Here is a 23,232-nt window from a genome sequence, read left to right as displayed (position 1 = left end):
AGCGACCCCCACCCCACTTTAAAGTTCGGAAGGGACCATTCCTCCACTCGGAGTGGAGGAATGGTCCCTTCCGAACAACAAGGCGGTTACGGTCAGTAGACGGGGCCGGTGTATTTCTCGCCGGGGCCCTGGCCGGGCTCGTCGGGCACGGTGGAGCCCTCGCGGAACGCTCGCTGCACGGCCTGCAGGCCGTCCCGCAGGGGGCCGGCGTGCGGGCCGAGGTACTCGGCGGAGGCGGTGATCAGGCCGGCCAGCGCGGTGATCAGCCGGCGGGCCTCGTCCAGGTCCCGGTGGGGGCTGGACTCGGGCTCGGTGTCGGCGAGGCCGAGGCGCTCGGCGGCGGCCGAGAGCAGCATCACCGCCGCCCGGCTGATGATCTCCACGCTGGGCACGGCGGCCAGCTCCCGCAGCTGGGGGCCGTCGATTTCGGGCAGTTCCGTCACGTCTGCTACCCTTACACGTGCGACCAGCCCCCGTATGTGCGGGGGCGGCAAGTGGAGCCCCGCTCCCACCCGCGCCGCCGCAAGGCAGCCGGGTCCGGTCCTCCAGTCCAGCACTGGAGCAGCTCGGCGCTTGGCGTCGGGTGATCGGAAGGAAGCGGGCCCCGCATGTCACGGACATGTGGGGCCGTTGCTGTTCCTGGCGCATGAGGCAAGTGAAGGACGTGCATGACAGCTCCCTCTAGTCGAGACCGTGGTGGCCCCACCGCCGCTCCCGAGGCACGTATCAACGACCGCATCCGGGTGCCCGAGGTCCGGCTCGTCGGACCGAACGGTGAACAGGTGGGTATCGTCCGCATCGAGGACGCCCTCCGGCTCGCCGTGGAAGCGGATCTGGACCTCGTCGAGGTCGCACCGCAGGCCCGCCCGCCGGTCTGCAAGCTCATGGACTACGGCAAGTACAAGTACGAGAGCGCGCAGAAGGCCCGCGAGTCGCGGCGCAACCAGCAGCTCACGGTGATCAAGGAGCAGAAGCTCCGGCCGAAGATCGACCCGCACGACTACGAGACGAAGAAGAACCACGTGGTTCGCTTCCTCGAGCACGGGCACAAGGTCAAGGTCACGATCATGTTCCGCGGCCGCGAGCAGTCCCGGCCGGAGCTCGGCTTCCGGCTGTTGCAGCGGCTGGCCGAGGACGTGATCGACCTGGGCTTCGTGGAGTCGAGCGCGAAGCAGGACGGCCGCAACATGATCATGGTGTTGGCGCCGCACAAGACGACGAAGACCCGGCCGATCAAGACGGCCACCCCGGAGACCGACTCCGAGCAGGAGTGATACCCGGGAACCCCCGAGGTACGACGACGCACCGCCGCCCGATCCGGGCGGCGGTACGACAACGAGGACGACAATGCCTAAGAACAAGACGCACAAGGGCATCTCCAAGCGCGTGCGCGTGACCGGCACCGGCAAGCTGCTGCGGGAGAAGACCGGCAAGCGTCACCTGCTGGAGAAGAAGCCCAGCACGCTGACCCGCCGCTACGCCGGCGTCCAGGAGGTCGCCAAGAGCGACGTCCCGCGCATGAAGAAGATGCTCGGCCTCTGACGCGAGCGCTGTAGCCCTACGAAGACCCCCGGGGTGCCCCGAACACCCCCTTGAGATTGACAGGATGAACCAGTGGCACGCGTCAAGCGGGCGGTCAACGCCCAGAAGAAGCGCCGCACGACCCTGGAGCTCGCCAGCGGCTACCGCGGTCAGCGCTCCCGGCTGTACCGCAAGGCCAAGGAGCAGGTGCTCCACTCGCTCAACTACGCCTACCGGGACCGCCGTGCCCGCAAGGGTGACTTCCGGCAGCTGTGGATCACGCGTATCAACGCGGCCGCGCGCCTGAACGGCATGACCTACAACCGCTTCATCCAGGGCCTCAAGGTCGCGGGTGTCGAGGTCGACCGCAAGATCCTGGCCGAGCTCGCGGTCAACGACGCCGACGCGTTCGCCGCGCTGGTCGAGCTGGCCCGCAAGAACGTGCCGGCCCAGACCCCGGTGAGCCAGGGCTGAGCAGGACGTTCCAGGCGCGACCCGGGGCCGGGGTGTTCACCGAACGCACACCCCGGGTCGTTGCGGCACGGCAGCTGACCAGACGGACCGGCCGCGACCGGGACCGGCGCTTCCTCGCTGAGGGCGCGCAGGCCGTGCGCGAGGCGCTGGCCTGGGCCGACGCCGGCCGGGGCGCGGTGCACGAGGTGTTCACCACCGCGGTCGCCGCCCAGCGCAACGCCGAGCTGCTCGACCGGGCCCTCGACCAGGGCATCCCGGTCAGCGAGGTGACCGACAAGGCCGCCGACGGACTGTCCGAGACCGTGTCACCGCAAGGCCTCGTCGCCGTCTGCGATCTGGTGGACCAGCCGCTGCGGGACGCGCTGCGGGCGGCCCCGGCCCTGGTGGCGGTGCTGGTCGGCGTGTCCGACCCGGGCAACGCCGGCACGGTGCTGCGGGTGGCCGACGCGGCCGGCGCGGACGCCGTGCTGCTGGCCGGCGACACCGTCGACCCGCACAACGGCAAATGCGTGCGCGCCTCCACGGGCAGCCTGTTCCACCTCCCGGTGGCCCGCTCGCGGGACACCGACGCGGTGCTCGCGGCCTGCCGCGAGGCCGGGCTGCGCCTCGTCGCGGCCGACGGCTACGCGGAGCATGACCTGGACCAGGCGGAACGGGCCGGCGAGCTGGCCGGGCCGACCGCGTGGGTGTTCGGCAGCGAGGCCCACGGCCTGCCCGACGAGCTGCTGGCCGAGACCGACACCGCGCTGCGGGTGCCCATCCACGGACAGGCCGAGAGTCTTAACCTCGCCACCGCCGCGGCCGTCTGTCTCTACACCTCGGCCCGGGTGCAGCGCTCCGCCTGAAATCGTTTCAGTCCGACCCTCTAGGATCGGTCTGTTCACCACCCGCATGAAGCCCCAGGAGTTGTCAGGCGACCATGTCCGGAGTCAACGATCCTTTCGACCCCAAGCAGGTCGCGGCGCTCGCGCCGGAGACGCTGAAAGCCGCGGTCGAGCAGGCGCACGAGGCGTTCGGCGAGGCGGCCGACCTCGATCAGTTGGCCGCGGTCAAGCCGGCGCACCTCGGCGACCGGTCGCCGCTGCTGACCGCGCGCCGGGAGATCGGCGCGCTGCCGCCGGCCGCCCGCTCCGAGGCCGGCAAGCGGGTCAACGAGGCCCAGACCGAGATCAAGGCGGCGTTCGACGCGCGCAAGGCCGAGCTCGAGGCCGAGCGGGCCAAGCAGGTGCTGGCCACCGAGCAGGTCGACGTGTCGCTGCCGTGGGACCGCGTGTCCCGTGGCGCCCGGCACCCGCTGACCACGCTGTCCGAGCGCGTCGGCGACGTGTTCGTCGGCATGGGCTACGAGATCGCCGAGGGCCCGGAGCTCGAGACCGAGTGGTTCAACTTCGACGCGTTGAACTTCGGCAAGGACCACCCGGCCCGCACCATGCAGGACACCTTCTACATCGCGCCGGAGAACTCCGGGCTGGTGCTGCGCACGCACACCTCGCCGGTGCAGATCCGCTCGCTGCTCGACCGTGAGCTGCCGGTGTACGTGGTCTGCCCGGGTCGGACGTACCGCACCGACGCGCTGGACGCCACCCACACCCCGGTGTTCCACCAGGTCGAGGGCCTCGTCGTGGACAAGGGCATCACCATGGCCCACCTGAAGGGCACGCTCGACGCGTTCGCCCGGGCCATGTTCGGCGCCGACTCCAAGACCCGCCTGCGCCCGTCCTTCTTCCCGTTCACCGAGCCGTCGGCCGAGGTGGACGTGTGGTTCCCGCAGCGCAAGGGCGGAGCCGGCTGGGTGGAGTGGGGCGGCTGCGGCATGGTCAACCCCAACGTGCTGCGGGCCACCGGCGTTGACCCCGACGTCTACTCGGGCTTCGCGTTCGGCATGGGCCTCGAACGCACGCTGCAGTTCCGCAACGGCATCCCCGACATGCGCGACATGGTCGAGGGCGATGTCCGCTTCACGCTGCCCTTCGGAACGGAGTTCTGAGTCCCGTGCGCATTCCTGTCAGCTGGCTCGCCGAGCACCTGCCGCTGCCCGAGGAGACCACGCCCGAGGACGTGGCCGAGGCGCTGATCCGGATCGGCCACGAGGTCGAGGCAGTCGAGCGCCTCGAGAGCGTGGACGGCCCGCTGGTGGTCGGTCTGGTGGTGGAGATCGAGGAGCTCACCGAGTTCAAGAAGCCGATCCGGTACTGCCAGGTCGAGGTGGACGAGGACCAGATCCAGGGCATCGTCTGCGGGGCGCGCAACTTCGTCGAGGGCGACCTGGTCGTGGTGGCGCTGCCCGGCGCCGTGCTGCCCGGCGGCTTCGAGATCAGCGCCCGCAAGACCTACGGCAAGACCAGCGAGGGCATGATCTGCTCCGTCAAGGAGCTGGGCCTCGGCGACGACCACACCGGCATCCTGGTGCTGCCGCCCGGCGCCGCCAGCCCCGGCGACGACGCGAAGGCGATCCTCCAGCTCGACGACGCCGTGCTGGAGCTGGCGATCACGCCCGACCGCGGCTACGCCCTGTCGGTCCGCGGCCTCGGCCGCGACCTGGCCTGCGCCTTCGACCTGCCGTTCGGCGACCCGGTCGGCATGGACGTGCGCGCCGTCCCCGACAACGAGGTGTGGCCGGTCGACGTGCAGGACGAGGAGGGCTGCCGCCGCTTCGTGGCCCGCCGGGTGACCGGCGTGGACACCGCCGCGCCGACCCCGTTCTGGATGCGCCGCCGCCTGATGCTGGCCGGCATCCGCTCCATCTCGCTGCCGGTCGACGTCACCAACTACGTGATGCTGGAGACCGGGCAGCCGCTGCACGCCTTCGACGCCGCCAAGCTCCAGGGCACGCTGGTCGTGCGCCGGGCCAAGGCCGGCGAGAAGCTGCGCACGCTGGACGACGTCGAGCGCACCCTGTCCGACGACGACATGATCATCTGCGACGACAGCGGCCCGGTGTCGCTGGCCGGCGTCATGGGCGGCGCGTCGACCGAGGTCGGCGAGTCCAGCACGGACATTCTGCTGGAGGCGGCCAACTGGGAGCCGGCCTCGATCGCCCGCACCGCCCGCCGGCACAAGCTGCCCAGCGAGGCGTCTCGCCGCTTCGAGCGCGCCGTCGACCCCGTGGTCGCCGCGGCCGCCCTCGACCGCGCGGCCAAGCTGCTCGACGAGTTCGGCGAGGGCAGTATCCGCCCCGGCCGCACCGACGTCGGCAACCCGATCCTGCCGTCCCCGGTGTCCATGCCGATCGACCTGCCCGACCGTGTCGCCGGCGTGCACTACGCCCGTGGCGTGACCGCGCGGCGGCTGGGTCAGATCGGCTGCGGCGTCGAGGTCACCACCAGCGACGACGGCCGCACGTTCGTCATCGCCACCCCGCCGCCGTGGCGGCCGGACCTGACGCAGCCCGCCGACCTGGTGGAGGAGGTGCTGCGGCTGGAGGGGTATCACACGATCCCGTCCGAGCTGCCGCCCGCGCCGCCGCAGCGGGGCCTGACCGAGTCGCAGCGCCGTCGCCGGGCCGTGTCGCGCGCGTTGTCCGAGGCTGGCTACGCCGAGGTGCTGCCGTTCCCGTTCGTCGCCTCGACCGCGTGGGACGACCTCGGCCTCGACGCCGACGACATCCGGCGCACCACCGTGAAGGTGCTCAACCCGCTGGAGGCCGACCACCCCGAGCTGGCCACCACGCTGCTGCCCAACATGCTGGAGACCTTGCGCCGCAACGTTTCCCGCGGCCAGCGGGACCTGGCGCTGTTCCACGTCGGACAGGTCGTGCTGCCCAAGGCCGAGCAGACCGCGGTGCCGTCCATCGGCGTCGAGGGCCGTCCGTCCGAAGAGGACCTCGGCAAGCTGGAGGCGTCGCTGCCCAACCAGCCGCTGCACGCCGCCGTGGTGCTGTCCGGTCAGCGTGAGCAGGCCGGCTGGTGGGGCAAGGGCCGCGAGGCCTCCTGGGCCGACGCCGTCGAGGCCGCGCGGACCGTCGCGCACGCCTGGGGCGTGGAGCTCACCGTCGTCGCCTCCGAGCTGGCGCCGTGGCATCCCGGCCGCTGCGCCGAGCTGCGGGTCGGCGGCTGGCCCGTCGGTCACGCCGGCGAACTGCACCCGGCCGTGGTGGAGAAGCTCGGTCTGCCCAAGCGCACCTGCGCCATGGAGATCGACATCGACGCCCTGCCGCTGGCCGACCGCCGTCCGGTGCCGGTGATCTCGCCGTACCCGCCCGTGCTGTTGGACGTGGCCCTGGTCGTCGACTCCGCCGTGCCCGTCGCCGACGTCGCCGCCGCGCTGCGGTCCGGCGGTGGCGAGCTGCTGGAGGACCTCCGCCTGTTCGACGTCTACACCGGCGAGCAGCTCGGCGAGGGCAAGCGCTCCCTGGCCTACGCCCTGCGTTTCCGGGCCGCCGACCGCACCCTCACCGTCGAGGAGGCCACCGCCGCCCGCGACGCGGCCGTCGCCTCCGCCGGCGACCAGCACGGAGCCGCGCTCCGCGCCTGAGCATCGCAATGCCGGGAAGGACGCCTTACCCTCGTTGAACGCGGGTAAGGCGTCCTTCCCTGCATGGGGGGCGCTGTCAGGCGTCGCCCAGGGCCGCGCGTTCGGCGGCGCTGCGCTCGACGCAGAACTCGTTGCCCTCGGGGTCGGCGAGCTGGGCCCAGCCGCGGCCGTCGGGGCGGCGCATGTCGAGCACCATGGTGGCGCCGAGGGCGAGCAGGCGCTCGACCTCCTCGTCTCGGGGGCCAGCCGGTTGCAGGTCGAAGTGCAGCCTGTTTTTCGCCGACTTGCCTTCGGGGACCTGGATGAACAGCACGCCGGGGCCGTCGCCGGGTGCTTGCAGCAGCACCTCTTCGTCGCCGGGCGAATCGGCGGGATGCGGCTCGTACCCGATGACGGCGGACCAGAAGGTCGCCAGCGCGTACGGGTCGGCGCAGTCGACAGTGACATGGTGCAAACGGGACGTCATGACTGGACCCTAACCAGTGACCCGGCCTCGCACGTAGGCAATTGCCGGCGGCCAGTAGCGGGCGTTGACCTGCTCCAACAGGTCGGTGAGCTCGGCCCACGGCCAGTCCGGGGGCCGCAGCTCGGGCGGCAGGCCGGGGTCGCGGAGCGTGTCGACCATCGGCGGCATGGTCAGCTCCGCGAAGGCCCGCAGGGTCTCGGCCGCGGCCGGCAGCTCGGCGCTGGACTGCATCGCCGTACGCAGCGAGGCGATGTGCGCCCGGTAGTTGGCGTCGACGGTGGCCAGGTCCCACGCCTCGTACGCGACGGCCGCGGCGTCGGCGTCGGACAGGGCGATCGTGCCGAGGCGAACGCTGGCCCCGTCGGGTTTCTCGGCCAGCACGTCGGCCAGCCGCGGGCTGAGGTCGGTCAGCGCGATCAGCACGCCCGGCTGCATGATCCCGTACCCGGTGAACAGCGCGTGTCGCCGCAGCAGGTCGCGAAAGGCCCGCTGCCCCTCCGGCACCTGGTACAGCAGCGCGTGAAAGCGGCCGTCCCATGGCGTCACCGCCCGGGCCGAGCCGGATTTGATCCGCTCGAAGCCGCGTGCGAAGTTGCCGGCCAGCCGGTAGTCGACCTCCCGCCCACGCCGGGCCGACGCCAGCTGCCCGTTGCCCCGCATCCGGGCGATCAGCGCCCTGGCCGCCGCGCGGCTCAGCCCGAGGTCGACCAGCAGTCCCGTCAGCACCGCACCCGGCAGCTCCTGCTCGCCGGTGACGCCGAACAGGAACGGGACCAGTCCCACGGACCGCCCCGCGCCGGCTTGTGTTGCGTTATCGTTCACGATCGTGAGTATCCTCGCCACACAATAGGGGGTCGTCGTGAAGGTCGTGGCCAACTGGCTGCCGACGATGGTGTTCAACATCGCGCTGCCGATCATCACCTACGCGCTGTTGACCGGCTACGGCATGGCCGATGCCCCCGCGCTGGCCCTGAGCGGCGTGTGGCCGCTGATCGAGCTCGGCATCTCCTTCACCCGCACCCGCCACGCGGACGAGTTCAGCATCATGGTGCTGGTCTTCCTCGTGATCGGCGTGGTCGCCTCCCTCGCCTTCAACGACGCCCGTCTGCTGCTGGTCAAGGACTCCGCCGTCACCGGCCTGTTCGGCCTGGTGCTGCTGGGTTCCCTGCTCGCGCCGCGGCCCCTGATGTTCTACTTCGGACGCAAGTTCGCCACCGGCGGCGACCCGGCCCGGGTCGAGTGGTGGAACGGCCTCTGGCAGTACCCGGGTTTCCGCCGCAGCCAACGGATTCTCACCGTTGTGTGGGGTGCCGCCTTCCTTGGCGAGGCCGTGCTGCGCGTCATCCTCAGCTACGCCCTGCCGCTGTCGACCGCGCTGGTCGTCACCTCGGTCCTGCCGTACGTCGTGCTCGGCCTCCTGATCTTCGGCACGGTCACCTACGGCCGCCGGGCCGGCCGCCGCAACAACCAGGCCGCCCCGGCTCAGTAGGCCCGGCCCATCTCCCGACGATCTCGACCCCGGCCGTTGTGTGTAACCCCGTGCAGGGGTATACATGGGGTTAGCAACGCATCCGGGAAGGGGAGACGTCGTGATGCCCAAGATCAACGTGTATCTGCCCGACGAGCTGGCCGAGGCGGTCCGGGAGTCCGGGGTGCCGGTGTCGGCGATCTGCCAGCGGGCGCTGGAGACCTCGGTGAAGCGGGTGACGGCGATCCGCGCGGCGACCATCGGCGAGCTGGGGGACGGCGACCCGGCGGGCAAGCTGCCGCACTTCACGGAGCGGGCCCGGACGACGGTGAAGATCGCGGTCGAGAAGGCGCGCAGCGAAGGCGCGGCGGAGGTGGGGACCGAGCACCTGCTGCACGGAATCATCAGCGAGGGCAACAACATGGCGCTCAAGGTGCTGCTGGCCACGGAGATCGACCCGAAGAAGCTGCTGGCCGAGCTGCCGGCGGCGACGGCGCAGGACCAACCGGCGGACAAGTTCAGCGGGCCGCTGGCCAACGCGTTCGAGCTGGCGGTCACCGAAGCGATCACCATGGGCCACAACTACATCGGCTGCGAACATCTGCTGCTGGGCCTGGTGGCGGAGCAGGACGGCGCCGGCGGCCAGGCGCTGCGGGCGGCGGGGGCGGAGCTGCGCTCGATCCGGGGTGCGACGGCGGCGGCGCTGGCCGGGTTCGTGCACCACCGGGACCAGAGCCCGTCGAAGGACCCGGTGTCGGCCGTCGCGGCGCTGGTCGGCCAGCAGCTCAAGCCGCTGCTGGACCGCCTCGGACGGCTGGAGCGGCACGTGGGTCTGGAGTGAGAATGCTCCTTGTCGTGCTGGCCGCAACGCTGATCGTGTGGGGGATCGTGTGAGCAACCGGGTGCTGCTGATCGCCACCGGCGACACGATGGCCCAGCGGCCGAGCGTGTCCCAGGTCGCCACGGGCAAGGACCTGCTGACGCACGTGGGGCCGGTGGCCGCCGAAGTCGTCGTCGAGGACGTCCTGGCCGAGCCGAGCTGGGACACCTCGGTGGCGACGATGCTGGCCATCGCCCGCCGCGTCCACTCAGCCCTCACCGAGGACGGCTTCGACGGCGTCGTCGTCACGCACGGCGTCGACAACCTGGAGGAAACCGCTTACCTGACCGATCTGCTGGTCGGCCCGGCGGCGGCGTTGGGCGGGATCGTCTTCACCGGCGCCACGCGCTTCCTCGACGACCTGTCCAGCGACGGCCCGCGCAACCTGGCGTCATCCCTGGCCGTCGCCGCCGATTCGGCCGCGCGCGGCGCCGGCGTCCTCGTCTGCTTCGACGACGAGCTCCACGCCGCCCGCTGGGCCCGCCTCGCCGACCCCACCCGGCCCGCGGCGTTCACCTCGGCCCCATTTCCCCGCCTCGGTGCCGTGATCGGCGGCAAGGCCGCGCTGGTGACCGCACCTCCGCCGCTGCACCCGCGCCCGCCGCACGAGCCGGAGAGCGACGTCGCCGTGATCCGGGTCTACGCCGGCATGACCGCCGCCATGGTCAACACCGCCGTCGACGCCGGAGCCCGCGGCATCGTGCTGGAGGGTTCCGGCGCCGGCAACGTGCCCATCGAGCTGTTCGCCACGATCATGGAGCTCACCCACTGGGAGATCCCGGTCGTCATCGTGCCCCGGGTCCCCGTTCTCGCCGGCCCCGCCACCGGCGCCGCACTGGCCGAGAAGGCCGGCGCGATCATCGCCCCGGGTGTCACCGCCGGCCACGCCCGCGTCGCCCTCATGGTCGCCCTCGGCCACGGCGGGGTGCGCGCGGCCCGCGAGATGTTTCGCAGCTGACCGAAAAGCTCCCAACTCGCCCTTGTCGGCCGTGACTCGGTGTCACAATCGGGCCGGTCACGGACACTGGGGGTGGAGTACGTGCCACGGGGTGAGAGGCCACTCGACGAGGGGGACGGGCCGCTGCTGAGATTCGCGGCGGATCTGCGCAGGCTCAGGACGTTGGCGGGCAGTCCGGTGTACCGCGAGCTGAGCCGGCGGGCGCATTACTCGACGGCGGTGCTGTCGGAGGCGGCGGGCGGCCGGAAGCTGCCGAGCCTGGCCGTCACGCTGGCGTACGTCACGGCCTGCGAGGGCGACACGGCGGTGTGGGAGCAGCGGTGGCGCGAGGTGGCGGCGGAGCTGCTGCCGGCGGAGACACCGACGACGATCCACGCGCCCTACCTGGGCTCGGCGGCGTTCGAGACGGCGGACGCGGAGGGGTTCTTCGGCCGTGACGCCCTGATCGGCGAGCTGATGGCCGCGGTGGGGGAGCACCGCATGGTGTGCGTGCACGGCGCGTCCGGCAGTGGCATGTCCTCGCTGCTCAGGGCCGGTCTCGCCGCGAGGAGCTCGCACAGGGCGGTGGTGTTCACGCCGGGTCCGCACCCGATGGAGGAGTGCGCGGTGCGGCTGGCCGCCGTCGCGGACTGGTCGGCGCCGCGGCTACGCGACGAGCTCGCGGCCGACCCGGCCAACCTGCACCTGCGGGTCCGCCAGGCGGCGGCGGACGGCGAGCTGCTGCTGATCGTCGACCAGTTCGAGGAGGTCTTCACCCGCTGCCGCGACGAGACCGAACGCCACAACTTCATCGCCGCCCTGGTGCACGCCGCGAACGTCGACACCAGCCGCTGCCGGGTCGTCCTCGGCCTGCGCGCCGACTACCTCGACCGCTTCGAACGGCCGGAGGCGCACCAGTTCCCGATGCGGGCCATGACCGTCGACGAGCTGCGCGAGGCCGCTACGAAACCCGCATCGGCGGCCGGGCTGACACTGGAGACGGCTTTGGTTGCGCGGCTCATCGCCGATGCCGGCGACCGCAGCCGCACGCTGCCCCTGGTGTCCCGGGCATTGCAGGAAACCTGGCACCGCAAGCAGGGCATGACCCTCACCCTCGCCGCGTACGACGAGGCCGGCGGCATCCGGCACGCCATCGCCCGCGCCGCCGAGTCCGCCTACCTGACGTTCGGACCGGCCGATCGGGAGCTGGCCCGGCAGATCTTCCTGCGGCTCACCGCGTTCGGCGACGGCGCCGAGGACACCACGCGCCGCCTCGCCCGCTGCGAGCTGGACGACAGCGAGCGGACCGAGGCCGTGCTCACCGAGCTGATGCGCCGCCGGGTGATCACCGTCGGTCGGCACGGCATCGAGCTCACCCACGAGGCGCTGCTCGTCACCTGGCCGAGGCTGCGCGAATGGCTGTCCAAGGACCGCGACGGCCTGCGCACGCACCGCCAGCTCACCGAAGCCGCCGCCGCGTGGGTCGCCCTCGACCATGACGCCGGCGCGCTGTACCGGGGGCTGCGACTGCTCATCGCCGCGGACTGGGTCCGGCGGGCCGACCCCACGCTGTCCGCGCGGGAGCGCAAGTTCTTCACCGCCAGCCAGTACGCCGAGCGCACCCAGGCGAGCGTCGAGCGCAAGCGCACCCGCCGCCTGCGCCAGCTGGTGGTCCTGCTCGTCGCGTTGCTGCTGGTCACGGCGTTCAGCGGCTTCACCGCCTGGGTCGGCAGCCAGGAGCAGCTGAGCGAGCAGGTCGCGCTGGCCGTCGACTCCCAGGTGGCCTCGCACCTGCGCACCGACAAGTACCTGGCCGGCCAGTTGGCCCTGGCCGCGTACCGGCTCTACCCCTCGCCGCGGACCGAAGGCCGGCTGCTCCAGTTCGGCGCCGAGGAACGCGCGGTGTCCGGCCCCACCGCGGTCGACGCCAAGGCGACCTTGATGGCGTCAGCCGCATCGAACGGCGACATCGTGCTCACCGGCTCCGGCGCCGACAGCACCATCCCCGGCACCGGCGCGGCCGTCGACTCGCTGGCCGTGTCCGACGACGCCAAGCTGCTGGCCGCCTCCTACGACGACGGCTCCCTCGCCCTGTTCGACGTCGGCGCGCGGCACACGCCCGTGCGGAAATGGCTGAACCACGGCAATCGCGTGCTGGTCAGCTTCGACCACACCGGGCACGTGCTGGCCGCGGCCGGGCACCCCGCCGACGACGTCAAGCTCGCGCCGGTCGCCACCGACACCACCCTGTGGAACATCACCGACCCGACCAAGCCGGTCGCCGTCGCCACGCTGACCGACGCGCTGGGGCCGGCCCACTTCTCCGCCGCCGGGCTGACTCTCGCCACCGTGCCCAGCCGGGGCGACGCCCGCCGGCCGCAAGTGTGGCTGCAGGCCCAGGACCGCTGGGACCCGCTGCCCACCGACGACGACCAGCACGGCAACTACAGCGCCGAGTCCGTCAGCGAGGACGGCGCCCTGGTCACCACGGTCTCCACCGACCTCACGGACCCGGCTGCCGTGCTCTGGCAGCTCCGCCCCGGCCGCCTGGTCCGGATCGTCGCCCTGTCCACCGCCCCGGCCGCCGTCGCCCCCGCGTTCCACTCGCACACGGTCGCCGTCGTCGAGGACGACGGCGTCATCTCGGTCTGGACCGTCGACGACGGCGGCAGCCCGAACAAGACCGCCGAGCTCACCGGCGCTCCCGACCATGTCCGCACCGTCTTGTTCACGGCCGACGGCGACCTCGTGGCCATCGGCGACACCACCCTCACCACCTGGACGATGCGTCCCGACGTGGCCGCCGCGGCCGTCTGCCGGCTGCCCCGCACGGGTCTGATCTCCCAGAGCCAGTGGGATTCCTACTTCCCGGGCGTGGACGTGCCGATGCCGTGCGAGGACCCACATGGTTGAGTAAATACCCAGCCTCATGCATACTCATTCGCATGACGGTACGGGTCGCTGTCGCGGGCGCGAGCGGGTACGCGGGTGGTGAGCTGCTGCGGCTGCTCCTCGGCCACCCGGATGTGGAGATCGGGGCGTTGACCGCGGGCGGCAACGCGGGCACCCCGCTGAGCCAGCACCAGCCGCACCTGGTCCCGCTGGCCGACCGCGTCCTCGCGGACACCACGGCCGAGGAGCTGGCCGGCCACGACGTGGTCTTCCTCGCCCTCCCGCACGGCAAGTCGGCGGAGATCGCGGCCCAGCTCGGCGAGGACGTGCTGGTCATCGACTGCGGCGCGGACCACCGCCTGACCGACGCCAAGGACTGGGAGCGCTGGTACGGCAGCGAGCACGCCGGCTCCTGGCCGTACGGCATGCCGGAGCTGCCCGGCGCCCGGGAGAGCCTGCGCGGCGCCAAGCGCGTCGCCGTCCCCGGCTGCTTCCCGACGGCCGCCTCCATCGCGCTGGCCCCGGCCTTCGCGGCGGGCATCGTCGAGCCGGACGTGGTCGTCGTCGCGGCCACCGGCACCTCCGGCGCGGGCAAGTCGCTCAAGCCGAACCTGCTCGGCTCCGAGGTGATGGGCTCGGCCAGCGCCTACGGCGTCGGCGGCAAGCACCGGCACACCCCGGAGATCGTCCAGAACCTCAGCAGGATCGCCGGCTCCCGCGTCGCCGTCTCCTTCACGCCGGTGCTGGTGCCGATGCCCCGCGGCATTCTCGCCACCTGCACGGCCCGACTGAAGTCCACTGTGGACGTGCGCGCGGTGTACGAGAAGGCCTACGCCGACGAGCCTTTCCTGCACCTCCTGCCCGAGGGCGTGTGGCCGGCCACGGCGGCGACGCTCGGCGCCAACGCCGTGCACATCCAGGTGACCGTCGACGAGGACACCAACCGGCTGGTCGTGGTGGCCGCCGTCGACAACCTGACCAAGGGCACGGCGGGCGCCGCCGTGCAGTCCATGAACCTGGCCCTCGGGCTGCCCGAGACCACCGGCCTTTCCACCGTGGGAGTCGCCCCGTGACCACATCGCAGATCGCCGTGACCCGCACCGCGGGCGTGACCGCGCCGGCCGGGTTCCGCGCCGCGGGGGTCGCCGCCGGCATCAAGGCCTCCGGCGCCCCCGATCTGACGCTTGTGATCAACGACGGCCCCCTGGACTCGGCCGCCGCTGTGTTCACCACCAACAAGGTCAAGGCCGCGCCGGTGCTGTGGTCGCAGCAGGCGGTCAGCGACAACCGGCTGCGCGCGGTGGTGCTGAACTCGGGTGGCGCAAACGCTTGCACCGGCCCGGAAGGCTTCCAGGACACGCACAGGACCGCCGAACACGTCGCCAAGGTGCTCGGCATCAGCGCCGTCGACGTCGCCGTGTGCTCCACCGGCCTGATCGGCGAGCGGCTGCCGATGGACGCGGTTTTGTCCGGAGTGGACAAAGCGGCGCAGGCCCTCGCCGGCACCGAACAGGCCGGCCTGAACGCCGCGACCGGCGTGATGACCACGGACACCCACCCCAAGCAAGCGGCCCTGACCCACCCGACCGGCTTCGCCGTCGGCGGCTTCGTCAAGGGCGCCGGCATGCTCGCGCCCAACATGGCGACCATGCTGTCGGTGATCACCACCGACGCCGTGGTCACGCCGCAGCAGCTGGACGAGATCCTCAAGGCCACCACCAAACTCACCTACGACCGCCTCGACGTGGACGGCGGCACCTCCACCAACGACACCGTGCTGGTGCTGGCCTCGGGCGCGTCCGGCGTGCAGCCCGCGGCCGAGGACTTCGCCGAGGCCCTGCACGCCGTCTGCCACGACCTGGTCCGGCAGCTCCAAGGCGACGCCGAGGGCGTCACCAAGGAGATCGCCGTGACGGTGCAGGGCGCGGCCACCGAGTCCGACGCCGTCGCCGTGGCCCGCGCGGTCGCCCGGGACAGCCTGGTCAAGACCGCTTTCTTCGGCTCGGACCCGAACTGGGGCCGGATCCTGATGGCCCTGGGCAACGCCCCCGCGCAGATGGACGCCGACAAGATCGACGTGACGCTGAACGGTGTGCTGGTGTGCGCCGGCGGCGTCCGCGCCGCCGACCGCGAGGGCGCCGACCTGTCCGGCCGCGACATCGAGGTGCTGATCGACTTGCACGTCGGCGACGCCGCCGCGACGGTGCTCACCACGGACCTGTCCCACGACTACGTCGAAGAGAACAGCGCATACTCCTCATGACCGATGTGACGAAGGCGGAAGCGGCCCTCAAGGCCGAGGTTCTCGTCGAGGCGCTGCCGTGGCTGCAGCGTTTCCACGGCAAGGTCGTCGTGGTGAAGTACGGCGGCAACGCCATGATCGACGACAACCTCAAGCGCGCCTTCGCCGAGGACATGGTGTTCCTGCGGCTGGCCGGCATCCATCCGGTCGTGGTGCACGGCGGCGGACCGCAGATCAGCGCCATGCTCAAGCGGCTGGGCATCGAGGGCGAGTTCGTCGGCGGCCTGCGCGTGACGTCCCCGGAGACCATGGACGTGGTGCGGATGGTGCTGGTCGGCCAGGTCGGGCGAGAGCTCGTCGGGCTGATCAACGCGCACGGCCCTTACGCCGTAGGCATTTCCGGCGAGGACGCGCAGCTGTTCACCGCCGAGCGCCGAGCGGCCATTGTGGACGGCGAGGCGGTGGACATCGGCCTGGTCGGCGACGTCGTCACGGTGGACCCGGAGTCGGTGCTGGACCTGATTCGGGCCGGCCGGATCCCGGTCGTCTCCACGGTCGCGCCGGACGCGGACGGCGTGGTGCACAACGTGAACGCGGACACTGCGGCCTCGGCCCTGGCCGTCGCGCTCGGGGCCGAGAAGCTGGTCGTGCTGACCGATGTCGAGGGCCTCTACACGGACTGGCCCAACCGCGACTCGTTGGTGGCCAAGATCGGCGCGGACCGGCTGGAAGAGCTGATGCCGGGCCTGACCAGCGGCATGGTGCCGAAGATGGAGGCGTGCCTTCGAGCGGTACGCGGCGGGGTGCCGGCCGCGCACGTGATCGACGGCAGGCTTGCGCATTCGGTGCTGTTGGAAGTGTTCACCAGCAAGGGTGTCGGAACCATGGTGCTACCAGACGAGGAGGCCTGACAGTGACCATCTTGTCCAATGAGGACAGCCGGAGCCGTTGGCAGTCGGCGTTGATGGACAACTACGGCACCCCCCAGCTGGCCCTGGTCCGAGGCGACGGCGCGCACGTGTGGGACGCCGACGGCAACCGCTATCTCGACCTGTACACCGGCATCGCGGTCAACGCCCTCGGGCACGCCCACCCGGCCGTCGTGCGGGCCGTCACCGAGCAGGTCGGCACGCTCGGCCACACCTCCAACATGTTCGTCAACCAGCCCGCGCTCGAACTGGCCGAGGAGCTCGTCGGCCTCGTCGGGCAGCCGGCCAAGGTGGTGTTCACCAACTCCGGCGCGGAGGCCGTCGAGGCGGCGTTCAAGCTGTCCCGGCTGACCGGCCGGACCAAGCTCATCGCCTTCGACGGCGCGTTCCACGGCCGCACCATGGGCGCGCTGTCGCTGACCGGGCAGCCGGCCAAGCGCAACCCGTTCCTGCCGCTGACGCCGGACGTCGTGCACCTTCCGTTCGGCGACACGGCCGCGCTGGAGTCCGCCGTGGACGGTGACACCGCCGCCGTGTTCATCGAGCCGATCCTGGGCGAGGGCGGCGTGATCCCCGCGCCCGACGGTTTCCTCCAGGCGGCCCGGGAGATCACCAGCCGGCACGGCGCGCTGCTCGTGCTGGACGAGGTGCAGACCGGGCTCGGCCGCTGCGGCAGCTGGTTCCTGTACCAGCAGAGCGGCATCGTGCCGGACGTGATCACCCTGGCCAAGGGCCTCGGCGGCGGGCTGCCACTGGGCGCCTGCATCGGGGTCGGCGAGGCCGCCTCGTTGTTCAAGCCCGGGCATCACGGCACGACGTTCGGCGGCAACCCGATCTGCTGTGCCGCCGGTCTGGCCACCCTCCGGACCATCGCCGCCGAGGGCCTGCACGAGCACGCCGCCGCGCTGGGCAAGGACATCGCCGCCCGCGTCGAGCAGCTGCACCACCCGCTGGTCGCCGGCGTCCGCGGCGTCGGCCTGCTGATGGCGATCGCCCTGAACAAGCCCGTGTCCGGCGCCGTGGCCAAGGCCGCGCAGGCCGGCGGGTTCCTCATCAACAGCGTCCAGCCGGACTCCATCCGGCTCGCCCCTCCGCTCGTGCTCACCGACGCCGACGCGCACGAGTTTGTCGCCGCACTGCCCGCTTTCCTCGACAGTTCGGAGTCCTGAACCATGCCCAGGCACTTCCTGCGCGACGACGACCTGACCCCGGCCGAGCAGCTCGAGGTGCTCGACCTGGCCGACGCCTTCAAGGCCGATCCGCTGGCGCACAAGCCGTTGGCCGGCAAGTCGGTGGCCGCGATCTTCGAGAAGAACTCCACCCGCACCCGCCTGTCGTTCGATGTGGGCATCTCGCAGCTGGGCGGGCACGCGATCATGATCGACGGCCGGTCCATGCAGCTCGGGCGCGAGGAGACGATCGAGGACACGTCCCGGGTGCTGTCCCGTTACGTCGACGCCGTGGTGTGGCGGACCTTCGCGCAGAAGCGCATGGACGCGATGGCTTCCGTGTCCCGCGTCCCCGTGATCAACGCGCTGACCGACGAGTTCCACCCCTGCCAGGTGCTGGCCGACCTCCAGACCATCCGCGAGCGGCAGGGCCGCCTGGCCGGCCTGACCCTGACCTACCTGGGCGACGGCGCCAACAACATGGCCCACTCGCTGCTGCTGGGCGGCGTCACCGCCGGCATGCACGTCCGCGTCGCCTCGCCCGAGGGCTTCCAGCCGGCGGACGGCATCCTGCGCGACGCCCAGAAGCTGGCCGCCGAGACCGGGGGCAGCGCCGCCGCGATCGTCGACCCGCACCAGGCCGTCGACGGCTCCGACGTGCTAGTCACCGACACCTGGACGTCCATGGGCCAGGAGAACGACGGCAAGGACCGCATCGGCCCCTTCCGCCCGTTGCAGGTCAACGCTGAGCTGCTGGGCCGGGCCAACCCCGGCGCCGTCGTGCTGCACTGCCTGCCCGCGCACCGCGGCTGGGAGATCACCGACGAGATCCTGGACGGCCCCTCCAGCGCTGTGTGGGACGAGGCCGAGAACCGCCTCCACGCCCAGAAGGCCCTCCTGGCCTGGCTCATCGCCCACTGACCCCGGCCCCCCGGGCCCCCGGGCCCCCGTTATGCAGGGAAGGACGCCTTACCCTCGTTGAACGCGGGTAAGGCGTCCTTCCCTGCATCCGGGGCCACCCCCGCAGCCGGGTTCCAGGCGCTTGAGTAATTACGCAGTATCGTGCATACTCATGCGTATGAGTTCGCCGACCACCCGCGCCGCCCGGCAAGGCCGGATCGTCGAGCTGGTGGCGCAGCGGGCGGTGCGCAGCCAGTCCGAGCTGGCGAAGCTGCTGGCCGCCGAGGGGATCGAGACCACGCAGGCGACCCTGTCCCGTGACCTCGACGAGCTGGGCGCGGTCAAGCTCCGCGGCGCCGACGGCGGGGCGCCGGTGTATGTGATCCCCGAGGACGGCAGCCCGGTCCGCGGCGTGGAGGGCGGCATCTCCCGCCTGACCCGCCTGCTGGGGGAGCTGCTCGTCTCCGCCGACTCCTCCGGCAACCTCGCCGTCCTGCGCACGCCCCCCGGCGCGGCGCATTTCCTGGCCAGCGCCCTGGACCGGGCCGCGCTGCACGACGTGGTCGGCACGATCGCCGGCGACGACACGATCTTCGTAGTGGCCCGCGAGCCGCTGACCGGCGCGGAGCTGGCCGAGCGCTTCACGGGCCTGGCGGCCGGCCATGAGTGACGCCGACTTCTGCCGGCAGGCCGTGCTGACCAACGCGCTCGTCGCCGGCCCCGGGCCCTGGTCCCCGACCACCGTGTACGTGGGCTCCGAAGCCGACCAGGTCGTGATCACCTTCGACCAGGGCGTGCCGGTGGCCATCGACGGCGAGACCGTCACCATGCTCCAGGCCGTGCAGGAGCTGAACTGGCGCATCGGCGGCGGCCACCAGCCCGGCGCCGCGACATTGATCGACGCGCACCGGCGGCTCGAAGACGCCACCATCGACCCGGCCCTGCTGGCGTTCAAGCGGCGCATCGAGCGCCAGTGGGCCGAGCTGGTCGAGCACGGCCAGTGCGACGCACCCCTGAAGGAGGCGCTCGACGCCTTCATCGTCACGTCTCAGGCCGAGGTCACCGGTGAGGTGCGCCTCGACCTGCGCGACCGGCTGAACCCGGCCGCCTGACCACCATCAACGCAAGGAAACGCAAGGAGCAGAGGCAGTGAGCAAGCTCTGGGGCGGGCGGTTCGCCAGCGGTCCGGCCGACGCGATGGCCGCGCTGAGCCTGTCGACGCACTTCGACTGGCAGCTCGCCACGTACGACATCGCCGGGTCGCGGGCCCACGCCCGCGCACTGCACCGCGCCGGCCTGCTCACGGACGACGAGCTGACCCGCATGATCGAGGCGCTCGGCGTGCTGGAGGCCGACGTGGTCTCCGGTGACTTCACGCCGGTCATCGCCGACGAGGACGTGCACACGGCCCTGGAACGCGGCCTCATGGACCGCGCCGGCGCCGAGCTCGGCGGCAAGCTGCGCGCGGGCCGCTCACGCAACGACCAGATCGCCACGCTGTTCCGCATGTGGCTGCGTGACGCCGCGCGCCGGGTCGCCAACGGCACGCTGGACGTCGTCGACGCCCTGGTGGCACAGGCGCAGAACCACCCCGGCGCCGTCATGCCCGGCCGCACGCACCTCCAGCACGCGCAGCCGGTGCTGCTGGCCCACCACCTGCTGGCTCACGTGCAGTCGCTGCTGCGGGACGTCGACCGCCTGCGCGACTGGGACGCCCGCACGGCGATCTCCCCGTACGGCTCGGGCGCGCTGGCCGGCTCCTCCCTCGGCCTCGACCCCGCCGCCGTGGCGACCGAGCTGGGCTTCACGGAGTCGGCGGAGAACTCCATCGACGGCACCGCGTCCCGCGACTTCGCCGCCGAGATCGCGTTCTGCCTGGCCATGCTGGGCGTGAACCTGTCCCGCATCGCCGAAGAAGTGATCATCTGGACCACCGCCGAGTTCGGCTACGCCGTGCTGGACGACGCGTGGGCCACGGGCAGCTCGATCATGCCGCAGAAGAAGAACCCGGACGTCGCCGAGCTGACCCGGGGCAAGTCCGGCCGCCTGATCGGCAACCTGACCGGCCTGCTGGCCACGCTCAAGGCGCAGCCGCTGGCCTACAACCGGGATCTCCAGGAGGACAAGGAGCCGGTGTTCGACTCGGTGGCGCAGCTGGAGCTGCTGCTGCCGGCGATCGCCGGAATGCTCGGGACCCTCACGTTCGACACCGCGCGCATGGCCGCGCTGGCGCCGGCCGGTTTCACGCTGGCCACGGACATCGCCGAGTGGCTGGTCCGCCAGGGCGTGCCGTTCCGCGTGGCGCACGAGGCCGCGGGGGAGTGCGTGCGGCTGGCCGAGGGCCGTGGCGTCGGCCTCGACGAGCTCACGGACGCCGAGTTCGCCAAGGTCTCCGAGCACCTGACCCCGAAGGTCCGCGAAGTGCTCACGGTGGAGGGCTCCATCGCCTCGCGGGACGGCCGTGGCGGCACCGCGCCCAACCGCGTCGCCGAGCAGTTGGTCCGAGTGGGTGAACGGGTGGCGGCTGCACGTGGGTGGTCCGCGACCGCGCCGCGCCCTTAGGGTTGTCTCCTTGTGACAACCACACGCCGCCAGTTCACTGAGCAGGAGCTCGCCGTCGACCCCGTGGACGCCGCGAAGCTCCTGCTCGGCAGCGTGCTGGAGGCCGACACTCCCGACGGTCCCGTGGGCGTGCGGCTGGTCGAGGTGGAGGCGTACCGGGGCGGCGACGACCCGGCCTCACATTGCTACCGCGGCCGTACGCCCCGGAATGACGTCATGTTCGGCCCACCCGGCTTCCTCTACGTCTACTTCGTCTACGGCATGCACTACTGCGCCAACATCGTCTGCCTGACCGACGGTGTGCCCGGCGCGGTGCTCATGCGCGCCGGCGAAGTCGTCACGGGGCTGGAGGCCGCCCGCAAGCTGCGCCCCAGCGCACGTAGTGACGCAGAGATGGCCAAGGGCCCCGCGCGGCTGACCAGCACGCTGTCGCTGACCCGTGAGGACAACGGCGTGAACCTCCTGCGGCCGGACTCGCCCGTGCGCCTGCTGGCCGGCGACCCCGTGCCGCTGGACTCCATCCACGCCGGCCCGCGGGTCGGCGTCGCCACCGCCATGGACCGGCCGTGGCGGTTCTGGATCGACTCCCCGGCCGTGAGCGCGTACCGGCGCGGCGGCAAGAGGCGCTGACAAGTCCTTTGCCCTGGTACGGGATGATGGGTCCCGTGAGTGAGCACATCCTCGACGAGCTGTCCTGGCGCGGCCTGACCGCGCAGTCCACCGATCTCGACGCCCTGCGCCGAGACCTGTCGGCGGGCCCGCTCACCCTGTACTGCGGCTTCGACCCGACCGCGCCCAGCCTGCACGCCGGCAACCTGATCCCGCTGCTGGGCCTGCACCGGTTCCAGCGCGCGGGGCACCGCCCGATCGTGCTGGCCGGCGGCGCCACCGGCATGATCGGCGACCCCCGCGAGCAGGGCGAACGGGTGATGAACTCGCTGGACACGATCGCCGAGTGGGGTGTGCGCATCCGCGGCCAGCTGGAGCGCTTCGTCGAGTTCGACGACTCGCCGACCGGCGCGGTCGTGGTCAACAACCTGGACTGGACCGGCCCCACCACGGTGCTGGAGTTCCTGCGTGACGTGGGCAAGCACTTCTCGATCAACTCCATGCTCTCGCGGGAGACGGTGAAGAAGCGCCTGGACGCCGACGGGATGTCGTTCACCGAGTTCAGCTACCTGCTGCTGCAGTCCAACGACTACCTGGAGCTGTTCCGGCGGCACGGCTGCACGCTGCAGATCGGCGGCTCCGACCAGTGGAGCAACATCCTCGGCGGCGTCGACCTGATCCGGCGGGTGGAGCAGAAGCCGGCCCACGCGTTCACCATGCCGCTGGTCACCGACGCCGAGGGGCGCAAGTTCGGCAAGTCCACCGGCGGCGGCCGGGTGTGGCTGGACCCGGCCATGACCTCGCCGTACTCGTGGTTCCAGTACTTCCTCAACGTCAGCGACGAGACCGCGACCAACTACCTGCGGCTGTTCACCTTCCTCGACCGCGAGGAGCTGGCGGCGATCGACGCGGACACCGCGGAGCGGCCGCATCTGCGCACCGCGCAGCGCCGGCTGGCCGAGCTGCTGACCACGCTGGTGCACGGGGACAAGGAGACGCAGCAGGTCACCGCGGCCAGCCAGGCGCTGTTCGGCCGGGGCGAGCTGCGGGAGCTGGAGCTGTCCACGCTGCTCGCGGCGTTCCAGGAGATTCCGACCGGCCAGGTCCGCCTCTCCGATGCTCCCACCATCGTCGACCTGCTGGTTTCCACCGGCCTGGCCGACAGCCGGGGCGCCGCGCGGCGCACGGTCAAGGAGGGCGGCGCCTACGTGAACAACGCCAAGGTGGCCGATGAGGAGTGGAAGCCGGGGCGTGAGGACCTGTTGCACGGGCGGTGTCTTGTGCTCCGACGTGGCAAGCGCCACACTGCTGGGGTCGAGGTCCTCGACTAGCGTGGACGTCGGCCGGGCGGAAGGCCGCTGAGCTGGGACTTCCGCTCTGCCGATGCGGTTGCGGGCGCGATTTGACTTCTCGTTCCCCGGCGCGTAACTTTCTCCAAGTCAGAGCAACACGGACTCGCCCGGACCGCCAGGGACTCCCCGGCAGGGACGCAGAGGACGAAGCCTGATGATCGGGACGAACCCCAGCGAGTCAGCTCCCCGGAGCCGATTTGACAGGGAGAATCCGGACCGAATAAGCTTCAAACACAAGCAAACAGAAACACCAAGCCCCTGAGCGCGGCCTGAATGAGCCAAGTGACGGTGTGCGTGTGTTCTTTGAGAACTCAACAGCGTACTGTAATAGCCAGTACTTGAATGAATAAACCCCTTA

Annotated in this window: 23 protein-coding genes; 20 read left to right on the top strand and 3 right to left on the bottom strand. The window is 71.5% G+C overall.

Features of this window, described 5'->3' with window-relative positions; translation table 11 throughout:
• Positions 1-92: 92 nt before the first annotated feature.
• Positions 93-443, bottom strand: a complete 351-nt coding sequence (locus AB0M73_RS46955; protein WP_363906229.1) for a DUF1844 domain-containing protein — start codon at positions 441-443, stop codon at positions 93-95.
• A 225-nt stretch (positions 444-668) separates the two neighbouring features.
• Here AB0M73_RS46955 and infC point away from each other — a divergent pair, with 225 nt between their 5' ends.
• The 6 genes from infC to pheT all read left to right on the top strand — a co-directional run bounded on the left by infC (position 669) and on the right by pheT (position 6,468).
• Positions 669-1,274, top strand: coding sequence for a translation initiation factor IF-3 (gene infC / locus AB0M73_RS46950; protein ID WP_363906227.1), 606 nt, complete (start codon positions 669-671; stop codon positions 1,272-1,274).
• 73 nt (positions 1,275-1,347) lie between these two features.
• Positions 1,348-1,542 (top strand): 50S ribosomal protein L35, encoded by a 195-nt coding sequence (gene rpmI, locus AB0M73_RS46945; RefSeq protein ID WP_043724094.1) that lies wholly within the window; start codon positions 1,348-1,350, stop codon positions 1,540-1,542.
• Between the two features lie 72 nt (positions 1,543-1,614).
• Positions 1,615-1,995: a 50S ribosomal protein L20 gene (gene rplT, locus AB0M73_RS46940; RefSeq protein WP_116181096.1), complete on the top strand. Its 381-nt coding sequence runs from the start codon at positions 1,615-1,617 to the stop codon at positions 1,993-1,995.
• Between the two features lie 32 nt (positions 1,996-2,027).
• Positions 2,028-2,840 (top strand): RNA methyltransferase, encoded by an 813-nt coding sequence (locus tag AB0M73_RS46935; protein WP_363906225.1) that lies wholly within the window; start codon positions 2,028-2,030, stop codon positions 2,838-2,840.
• A 74-nt stretch (positions 2,841-2,914) separates the two neighbouring features.
• Positions 2,915-3,982: a phenylalanine--tRNA ligase subunit alpha gene (pheS, locus tag AB0M73_RS46930; RefSeq protein WP_363906224.1), complete on the top strand. Its 1,068-nt coding sequence runs from the start codon at positions 2,915-2,917 to the stop codon at positions 3,980-3,982.
• A 5-nt stretch (positions 3,983-3,987) separates the two neighbouring features.
• Positions 3,988-6,468: a phenylalanine--tRNA ligase subunit beta gene (gene pheT / locus AB0M73_RS46925; protein WP_363906222.1), complete on the top strand. Its 2,481-nt coding sequence runs from the start codon at positions 3,988-3,990 to the stop codon at positions 6,466-6,468.
• 76 nt (positions 6,469-6,544) lie between these two features.
• Here the strand turns inward: pheT and AB0M73_RS46920 are convergent, their stop codons facing one another.
• Entirely contained in the window at positions 6,545-6,934 is a 390-nt protein-coding gene (locus AB0M73_RS46920; RefSeq protein ID WP_363906220.1) for a VOC family protein, read from the bottom strand.
• Between the two features lie 9 nt (positions 6,935-6,943).
• A complete protein-coding gene (locus tag AB0M73_RS46915) occupies positions 6,944-7,756 on the bottom strand; it encodes a PaaX family transcriptional regulator C-terminal domain-containing protein (protein WP_363906218.1) in 813 nt (270 codons plus the stop codon).
• Positions 7,757-7,793: 37 nt separating this feature from the next.
• Here AB0M73_RS46915 and AB0M73_RS46910 point away from each other — a divergent pair, with 37 nt between their 5' ends.
• From AB0M73_RS46910 to tyrS, 14 genes are all read left to right on the top strand, one after another.
• Complete coding sequence (locus AB0M73_RS46910) at positions 7,794-8,423, top strand: VC0807 family protein (RefSeq protein WP_363906216.1); 630 nt, start codon at positions 7,794-7,796, stop codon at positions 8,421-8,423.
• 103 nt (positions 8,424-8,526) lie between these two features.
• Positions 8,527-9,243, top strand: a complete 717-nt coding sequence (locus AB0M73_RS46905; protein ID WP_363906214.1) for a Clp protease N-terminal domain-containing protein — start codon at positions 8,527-8,529, stop codon at positions 9,241-9,243.
• A 37-nt stretch (positions 9,244-9,280) separates the two neighbouring features.
• On the top strand, positions 9,281-10,240 hold the full coding sequence (locus AB0M73_RS46900; RefSeq protein WP_363906212.1) for an asparaginase domain-containing protein: 960 nt from the start codon (positions 9,281-9,283) through the stop codon (positions 10,238-10,240).
• An 81-nt stretch (positions 10,241-10,321) separates the two neighbouring features.
• Complete coding sequence (locus AB0M73_RS46895) at positions 10,322-13,132, top strand: hypothetical protein (protein ID WP_363906210.1); 2,811 nt, start codon at positions 10,322-10,324, stop codon at positions 13,130-13,132.
• A gap of 32 nt (positions 13,133-13,164) precedes the next feature.
• Entirely contained in the window at positions 13,165-14,184 is a 1,020-nt protein-coding gene (argC, locus tag AB0M73_RS46890) for an N-acetyl-gamma-glutamyl-phosphate reductase (protein WP_363906208.1), read from the top strand.
• Positions 14,181-15,374, top strand: a complete 1,194-nt coding sequence (gene argJ, locus AB0M73_RS46885; RefSeq protein ID WP_363906206.1) for a bifunctional glutamate N-acetyltransferase/amino-acid acetyltransferase ArgJ — start codon at positions 14,181-14,183, stop codon at positions 15,372-15,374. Before argC ends, argJ begins: the two co-directional genes overlap by 4 nt.
• On the top strand, positions 15,371-16,264 hold the full coding sequence (argB, locus tag AB0M73_RS46880) for an acetylglutamate kinase (protein WP_363906204.1): 894 nt from the start codon (positions 15,371-15,373) through the stop codon (positions 16,262-16,264). The genes argJ and argB overlap by 4 nt, the downstream gene beginning before the upstream one ends.
• 2 nt (positions 16,265-16,266) lie before the next feature.
• Positions 16,267-17,451 carry an acetylornithine transaminase gene (locus AB0M73_RS46875; RefSeq protein WP_363906202.1) on the top strand — a complete coding sequence of 395 codons (1,185 nt, stop codon included), beginning with the start codon at positions 16,267-16,269 and terminating at the stop codon, positions 17,449-17,451.
• Between the two features lie 3 nt (positions 17,452-17,454).
• Positions 17,455-18,372 (top strand): ornithine carbamoyltransferase, encoded by a 918-nt coding sequence (gene argF, locus AB0M73_RS46870; protein WP_043724119.1) that lies wholly within the window; start codon positions 17,455-17,457, stop codon positions 18,370-18,372.
• A 157-nt stretch (positions 18,373-18,529) separates the two neighbouring features.
• Positions 18,530-19,021, top strand: a complete 492-nt coding sequence (locus AB0M73_RS46865; protein WP_043724121.1) for an arginine repressor — start codon at positions 18,530-18,532, stop codon at positions 19,019-19,021.
• Positions 19,014-19,463: a hypothetical protein gene (locus AB0M73_RS46860; protein ID WP_363906199.1), complete on the top strand. Its 450-nt coding sequence runs from the start codon at positions 19,014-19,016 to the stop codon at positions 19,461-19,463. Before AB0M73_RS46865 ends, AB0M73_RS46860 begins: the two co-directional genes overlap by 8 nt.
• Positions 19,464-19,500: 37 nt before the next feature.
• Positions 19,501-20,913 (top strand): argininosuccinate lyase, encoded by a 1,413-nt coding sequence (argH, locus tag AB0M73_RS46855; RefSeq protein ID WP_363906197.1) that lies wholly within the window; start codon positions 19,501-19,503, stop codon positions 20,911-20,913.
• A gap of 12 nt (positions 20,914-20,925) precedes the next feature.
• Positions 20,926-21,543, top strand: coding sequence for a DNA-3-methyladenine glycosylase (locus tag AB0M73_RS46850; RefSeq protein ID WP_363906196.1), 618 nt, complete (start codon positions 20,926-20,928; stop codon positions 21,541-21,543).
• Positions 21,544-21,578: 35 nt separating this feature from the next.
• Positions 21,579-22,853 (top strand): tyrosine--tRNA ligase, encoded by a 1,275-nt coding sequence (gene tyrS, locus AB0M73_RS46845; protein WP_363906194.1) that lies wholly within the window; start codon positions 21,579-21,581, stop codon positions 22,851-22,853.
• The last annotated feature ends 379 nt before the right edge of the window (positions 22,854-23,232 follow it).

Source organism: Kutzneria sp. NPDC051319, assembly GCF_040682195.1.
Lineage (GTDB): Bacteria > Actinomycetota > Actinomycetes > Mycobacteriales > Pseudonocardiaceae > Kutzneria.
Note: the sequence above shows the minus strand (reverse complement) of the source record. Positions and strands in the feature narration are given on the sequence as shown.